This window comes from Escherichia sp. TW14182 (genome assembly GCF_000208525.1).
GTDB classification, from domain to species: Bacteria; Pseudomonadota; Gammaproteobacteria; order Enterobacterales; family Enterobacteriaceae; genus Escherichia; species Escherichia ruysiae.
This window is the reverse complement of the sequence record NZ_AEJZ01000079.1, coordinates 19,869-27,002: the sequence shown is the minus strand read 5'-3', so window position 1 is coordinate 27,002 and position 7,134 is coordinate 19,869. Positions and strand designations below refer to the sequence as shown.

Genomic DNA, 7,134 nt, shown 5'->3' with positions numbered 1-7,134 from the left:
CGTTTTTTTACGTATCCCACGAGAGGCGAATGTTCGTGTCGTATTCAGATTCGCAAGATCGATCGCCAGACCCGCATTGAGCTTCGCAAGTAGCTCATGCAATTCTTTTATCGTATCGGCACTGGGTTCAATATCCCCGCGAATCCAGCGAGCAACTGAAATGTAAGAAGTGCCGAGATACTGCGCCACGCCTTTCGGATCCAGGCCACTTAATGCCATAATTTCCTGCAATAATGCCTGATAGTGATTCTCAGGATGTGATACTTGCTGACCAGAGCGCATCATCTTTTGCCCCCCTCATTAATACCAATAACAACGTTGAGAGATACCTCATTAGCGTGCACTGCTATAGTCATTCACTATTTACCTTTTTGATTCGCTTTCTCATTAAGTCCGGCAAAGGCTGTGTCGATACGCTTTCATCGACTATTCTGAGAGGATGTCTGTTGGCATCAAAGGAAGAATGTTTCACGCAAAAAATATTTAAATTCATTGCGTTGAATATTAAACAGGTCAATTTCTTCTGATATTTGCATCCCACTAAATTTAGCAGGTTCCCTGTATCAACAGAGAACCTGCCATTAGTATCAACGCATTACTGCCTGAGAACGTTAATTACTGCCAAACATGTCCTTGATCCAGCCTGCTACGCCGTCGCTGTCTTTCTGCTCCTGTTGCGCAGGTTGCTGCGGCTGAGAAGACTGATCAAACGGATTGCCCGACGGCTGCTGTTGAATCTCGCTTTGCTGGCACAACGAATCAGGATCGCTGGTCCATACTGGCAAGGTTCTCATACCACCGCTGCAAACAAAGTTACCGTCGTAGTCCACGCCCATATCCACAATATCTTCCGGCGGTACAAGATTCAGCGGCGTTGGCGTCTGGTTCGCCAGATAACGCTGGTAAATCGACATCGCCCCACTGGCGCCATACAGTTTAGTTGGCTGGTTGTTATCGCGGCCAACCCAGGTGATGGTCACCGTGCTGCCGTCAATGCCCGCAAACCAGGTATCAACGTTGTTGTTGGTAGTCCCTGTTTTCCCTGCCAGATGCAGATTTGGATATTTCGCCCCAAGCTGACGACCCGTACCGCGTTGTACAACCTGCTGCATGGTCCACAATGTCAGATACGCCGCCTGCGCCGGAACAGCGCGTTCCGCCTGCGGGAAACTCTGATACAGCACTTTACCATCTTCAGCAATCACTGAACGCAGTGCAGAAAGCGGTGCGCGGTTACCTCCGCTGGCGATAGTCTGGAATGCCTGCGCCACTTCGATTGGCGTTAAGTTCAACGCCCCCAGTAACATAGCCGGAACCGGATTCAGCTGATCTTTCGGCACGCCCAGCTTAATCCAGGTGTCCGTAACCGCAGGCAGCCCCAGCGCCATCCCCAGATTTACCGTTGGCACGTTCATAGAACGGGTCAACGCATCCACCAGCATCACTCTGCCGCTTTCGCTATAGCGGCGATCATCGTTCTGCGGTGACCAGACCTGACCGTTCGGCTGGCGCAGCGCGATGGGGGCGTCGGCAATCCACGTGTTCAGACGATAGATTTTCGGCTGGCTTAAGGCCGTCAGATAAGTCGCTGGTTTTGCCAGTGAACCAATCGAACGACGCGCCTGCATCGCACGGTTATAACCCGCAAACTGCGGTTCCGAACCACCGACCATGGCACGAACCTCACCGCTAAAGCGGTCAACAACCACGATCGCCGTTTCCAGATCGCTCAACTTACGCTGTTTCTTCAGTGCCGGAATACCTTCCACGGCGGCTTTTTCTGCGGCGTCCTGAGCCACCGAGTCAAAGGTAGTGAAGATCTTCACGCCGGAGAGATCTTTCACTTTATCGCCCAGTTTCGCCTGCAGCTCCTGACGTACCAGTTGCATAAAAGCAGGCTGTGGAGAGATTACCCCACCGCGCGGCTGAACGCCCAGCGGACGCGCGCTCAACATGTCGTAGAGTTCTTGATCAATAATCTGCTGTTGTTGCAGCAATCGCAGCACCAGATTACGTCGCTCCAGTGCCAGTTTTGGGTTACGCCACGGGTTGTAAATTGACGCGCCTTTCACCATACCGACTAACAGCGCCTGCTGGTCAAGGCTCAACTCTTCCACCGGACGACCAAAGTAGTACAGGCTCGCCAGCGGGAAACCACGGATTTCGTTGTCACCGCTCTGACCGAGATACACCTCGTTCATATACAGCTCAAGAATGCGGTCTTTGCTGTAACGCGCATCCATGATCAGCGCCATATAAGCTTCGTTCGCTTTACGCCAGTAAGAACGCTCACTGGAAAGGAACAAGTTTTTCACCAACTGTTGCGTCAGCGTACTCGCCCCCTGCACCGTGCGACCGGCGGTCAGGTTTGCCAGCACCGCACGCCCAATTGAGTAGAGGCTGATCCCATCATGCTCGTAGAAATGACGGTCTTCCGTCGCCAGCAAGGTATCCACCAGCAGATCCGGGAATCCACTGCGCGGCACAAACAGACGCTGCTCACCGTTTGGCGAGGAGATCATGGTGATCAGGCGCGGATCAAGACGGAAGAAGCCGAACTGACGGTTGTTCTCCATATTGACGATGGTCGCCAGATGATCGCCATCAAAGGTCAGGCGCGCACGCACCTGCCCTTCTTTACTATCCGGGAAATCAAACGGACGGCGGATCATCTCAATGCTGTTAGCCTGCACGGTAAATTCGCCAGGACGGGTCATCTTCGACACCTGACGATATTGGGTCGCCTCTAACAGTTTCACCATCTCGTTCTTGCTGATGGTCATGTCTGGCTCAAGGTTTACCATCCGACCATAAACTGCCGCTGGCAATTGCCAGACCTTGCCATCAATACGGCTGCGAATTTTTTGATCGAGATAAACCCCGTAAACGGCGATTAACACCGCAAATACGATGCCCAGTTTCAGTAGCAGCCAGAGCCAGCCGCGTTTACCACGAGGCTTACGCCCTTTGCCCTTACCTTTGCGCGGCATCGGTTCTTCATCCTCATAGTCATCATAATCATCGTCATCTTCGTAACGACGACGGCTTACCTTTTGTTTGACAGGACGCGTCGGTTTCCCTTTGCGTCCAATTGGCTCGCGGTCATTCCCGGCCATACTTTTTCTCCGCAATATTCAGGCGCAAAAGCCCGATTTTCTGTTCTTCCGTTGCAAGACAGAAGAAGATATCTCTCAAAATTGCTTTTCTCCCTCTCCCTGTGGGAGAGGGTCGGGGTGAGGGCATCAGCGCGCACATTACCCCTCACCCTATCCCTCTCCCCATAGGGGCGAGGGGACTGCCCATACCCGTTTTACGAATATTTTTTCGTCCGGCGCGTCGGCGCGGTGTTGGCGGGGTCGTCCGGCCAGACATGTTTGGGATAACGCCCTTTCATCTCTTTTTGCACTTCGCGATACGCCCCCTGCCAGAAGGCGCTTAAATCACGCGTGATTTGCAGCGGCCTTTGGGCGGGTGAAAGCAACTCCAGCACCAACGGCACGCGCCCCTGGGCAATTGTCGGATTGGTGGCCTCGCCAAACATCTCCTGCATTCTCACCGCCAGCGCAGGAGGGTTATCTTCATGATAACGAATGGCGATCCGGCTTCCCGTCGGCACAGTGTAATGCGCAGGAAGTTCACTATCCAGCCGTTGCTGCATTCCCCAATCAAGTAATCCGCGCAGCGCCTGGTAAATATCGAGTGATTTCAGGCCACGCAGTGAATGTACACCGCTCATATGTGGCAACAACCACGCTTCCAGCGTCGCCAGCAAATTTGCCTCATCAACCGCTGGCCAGTCATATTCCGGTAGCCACTTCGCAGCACACAGCAAACGCAAACGTAGCTGTTCCGCTTCCGGTGTCCAGTTAAGTACACTGAGACCTTTATCGCGAATACCGTTGAGCATTGCATGATGTAATTCATCTTCCGACGGTTTCGCCAGCGGCTGTACTTTTACTGTGAGCTGACCAATCTGCAACCGACGCCAGGCTTTTAGTGTGCCTTGCACATCGTCCCATTCAACGGTATCAGACTGCCGTAATAGCTGCGGACAACGCTGTATTAACTCATCGATATCGACCGGTAGCGCCAGTAAAATTCGCGCATCCGGCGAGGCGCTGCCCTGCAATAATAACGGAGCGACCAGCCATTCATGGCGGCTTAAGGCATCATCGGTGTCCAGCATCGCTCCCATGCCGTTCGCCAGCTGATAGCGCCCTTCTTGCCCACGACGACGAGCAATGCGATCGGCAAACGCCTCAGCAAGTAACGGCGCGATAAGCGAACTGTCTGCCTCGCCGCCACGCACATTTAAGCGTATTAATAGCTGTTGACTGCGTTGCTGCCAGGTCGGTTGATTGCGCGAAAACGCCACACCCAGATCGCTATTCCCCATCCGTGGCGGCTCTTCGAGAATGGCAGCAATTTTTGCGGCGGTTGCGGCTTCGTCGTCGCTCTTCGCGCTCACCAGCATTGCCGCTAAACGAGGATCGTTACCCAGTGTCACCATTTTTTGCCCTTGCGCACTAAGCCGTTCGCCGTCCAGTGCCCCCAGCATCCCTAACAGGCGTTTCGCGGCCTGTAGATTCACCGCTGGCGGTTGATCAAGCCAACTCATCTGCGCCGGATCGCTGCATCCCCATTGCAGTAATTCCATCAGCAAACCGGAGAGATCGCTTTGTAAGATCTCCGGTTCACTTTGCGCGGCAGCGCGTTCTGCTTGTTCTTTGGCGATTAAATGCAGACAGATACCCGGTTCCAGACGCCCGGCACGCCCGGCGCGTTGCGTCATTGATGCCTGACTAACGCGTTGAGTAATCAATCGCGTAAGCCCCGTGCGCGGATCAAAGCGCGCTACACGCTCCTGGGCACAATCCACCACCAGGCGAATACCTTCGATGGTTAAACTGGTTTCAGCGATATTGGTTGCCAGCACCACTTTACGCATTCCTTGCGGTGCCGGAAGGATCGCTTTTCGCTGCTCGTTCAGCGACAACGCGCCATACAGCGGGCAGAGCAACACATCACTGCCGATGCGCGAAGACAGTTGTTCCTGAACGCGCTGAATTTCTCCGACGCCGGGTAAAAATAAGAGTAATGATCCGCTTTCCTGACGCAGCAATTCGGCGGTAGCAACCGCGACAGCCTCGTCAAAGCGTTGATGTGTGGACAGCGGCAAATAGCGACGTTCTACTGGATACGAACGTCCTTCGGAAACAATAACCGGCGCTTGCGGCAGCATTTGTTGCAAACGATCGTTATCCAGCGTGGCCGACATAATGAGCAGTTTTAAGTCATCGCGCAGCCCTTGTTGCACGTCCAGCAATAGTGCCAGCGCCAAATCCGCCTGCAAGCTACGCTCGTGAAATTCATCGAGGATCACCATACCGACGCCGCTCAGCTCTGGGTCGCGTTGGATCATGCGCGTCAGCACGCCTTCCGTAACCACTTCCAGTCGGGTATTCGGCCCCACGCAGTTTTGCGCACGCATCCGGTAGCCAACCGTGTCACCAGGCTTTTCGTTAAGCAGCTCCGCCAGTCGTTGCGCAACGTTACGTGCCGCCAGACGCCGTGGCTCCAGCAGGATAATTTTTCCGTTAATGCCTGGATGCGCCAGCAGTTGCAGCGGCAACCAGGTCGATTTCCCGGCTCCGGTCGGCGCGCTTAATAACACCTGCGGTGCGGTATCGAGAGCAGCAAGTAATTCAGGTAAGACGGCAGCAACGGGCAACGACGACACAAAACGCTCCTGAGGGTTAACATTCTTCGCGCCACATTGTAGCATCGCGGTAATTCATAACCGAGTACCTCACATGTCTGAACCGCAACGGCTGTTCTTTGCCATCGACTTACCCGCAGAAATTCGCGAGCAGATTATCCACTGGCGCGCCGCACAATTTCCGCCTGAAGCCGGGCGTCCGGTTGCCGCCGAAAATTTGCATCTGACGCTGGCGTTTTTAGGCGAAGTGAGCGCAGAGAAAGAGAAGGCGCTTTCTCTTTTAGCCGGACGGATTCGTCAACCGGGATTCACTCTGACGCTTGATGACGCCGGTCAGTGGCTGCGTTCGCGCGTGGTGTGGTTAGGGATGCGTCAGCCACCGCGCGGCTTAATCCAGTTAGCAAATATGCTCCGTTCGCAGGCCGCCCGCAGTGGTTGTTTTCAAAGCAATCGACCGTTTCATCCGCATATCACCTTATTGCGCGACGCCAGCGAGGCGGTGACAATCCCGCCGCCAGGTTTTAACTGGTCATATACGGTGACGGAGTTCACTCTTTACGCCTCCTCGTTTGCCCGTGGGCGCACACGCTACACGCCGCTAAAACGCTGGACACTGACGCAATAACAAGGGTTGTCACAATGAAATTTTCACCCCCTCTACAACGCGCCACGCTGGTTCAGCGTTATAAACGCTTTTTAGCTGATGTGATCACACCCGATGGTCGCGAATTAACGCTACACTGCCCTAATACTGGTGCGATGACCGGTTGTGCAACGCCTGGCGATACCGTCTGGTATTCCACTTCCGACAACACAAAACGGAAATATCCGCACACCTGGGAATTGACCCAAAGCCAAAGCGGTGCATTTATTTGCGTCAATACACTTTGGGCAAACAGATTGACGAAAGAGGCTATCCTCAATGGGGATATTTCGGAACTGTCAGGCTATAGCTCGCTGAAAAGCGAAGTAAAATACGGCGCCGAGCGCAGTCGTATTGACTTCATGTTACAGGCGAGGTTTCGACCTGACTGCTATATTGAAGTGAAATCGGTTACGTTAGCGGAAAATGAACAGGGATACTTTCCCGATGCAGTCACTGAACGAGGTCAGAAACATCTTCGGGAGTTGATGAGCGTAGCAGCTGAAGGTCAGCGTGCAGTGATTTTTTTTGCCGTGCTGCATTCAGCCATTACACGGTTTTCACCCGCGCGCCACATCGATGAGAAATACGCGCAACTATTGTCAGAGGCTCAACAAAAGGGGGTGGAAATTCTGGCTTATAAAGCGGAACTTTCTGCTGAAAGCATGGCTCTTAAAAAATCACTGCCGGTTACATTGTAGTAAAGTAAGTAACTGGTTAATTTACATTCTGGTCGCGTGCGCAAATACGCTTTTCCTCACACAGTTGTCAA

The 7,134-nt window shown here is 53.4% G+C and carries 5 protein-coding genes; 2 read left to right on the top strand and 3 right to left on the bottom strand.

Features of this window, described 5'->3' with window-relative positions; translation table 11 throughout:
• From EQY_RS0107985 to hrpB, 3 genes are all read right to left on the bottom strand, one after another.
• A partial coding sequence (locus tag EQY_RS0107985) for a helix-turn-helix domain-containing protein (protein ID WP_000986362.1) occupies nt 1–285 on the bottom strand: 285 nt, incomplete at its 3' end.
• Nucleotides 286–611: 326 nt separating this feature from the next.
• Complete coding sequence (mrcB, locus tag EQY_RS0107980) at nt 612–3,116, bottom strand: bifunctional glycosyl transferase/transpeptidase (RefSeq protein WP_000918200.1); 2,505 nt, start codon at nt 3,114–3,116, stop codon at nt 612–614.
• 194 nt (nt 3,117–3,310) lie between these two features.
• The gene (gene hrpB, locus EQY_RS0107970) at nt 3,311–5,740 is read right to left on the bottom strand and encodes an ATP-dependent helicase HrpB (RefSeq protein ID WP_024212459.1); all 2,430 of its coding nucleotides are present in this window, start codon (nt 5,738–5,740) and stop codon (nt 3,311–3,313) included.
• Between the two features lie 73 nt (nt 5,741–5,813).
• Here hrpB and thpR point away from each other — a divergent pair, with 73 nt between their 5' ends.
• On the top strand, nt 5,814–6,344 hold the full coding sequence (thpR, locus tag EQY_RS0107965; protein ID WP_001294672.1) for an RNA 2',3'-cyclic phosphodiesterase: 531 nt from the start codon (nt 5,814–5,816) through the stop codon (nt 6,342–6,344).
• A gap of 14 nt (nt 6,345–6,358) precedes the next feature.
• Nucleotides 6,359–7,063 carry a DNA/RNA nuclease SfsA gene (gene sfsA / locus EQY_RS0107960; RefSeq protein WP_000672747.1) on the top strand — a complete coding sequence of 235 codons (705 nt, stop codon included), beginning with the start codon at nt 6,359–6,361 and terminating at the stop codon, nt 7,061–7,063.
• Nucleotides 7,064–7,134: the final 71 nt, after the last annotated feature.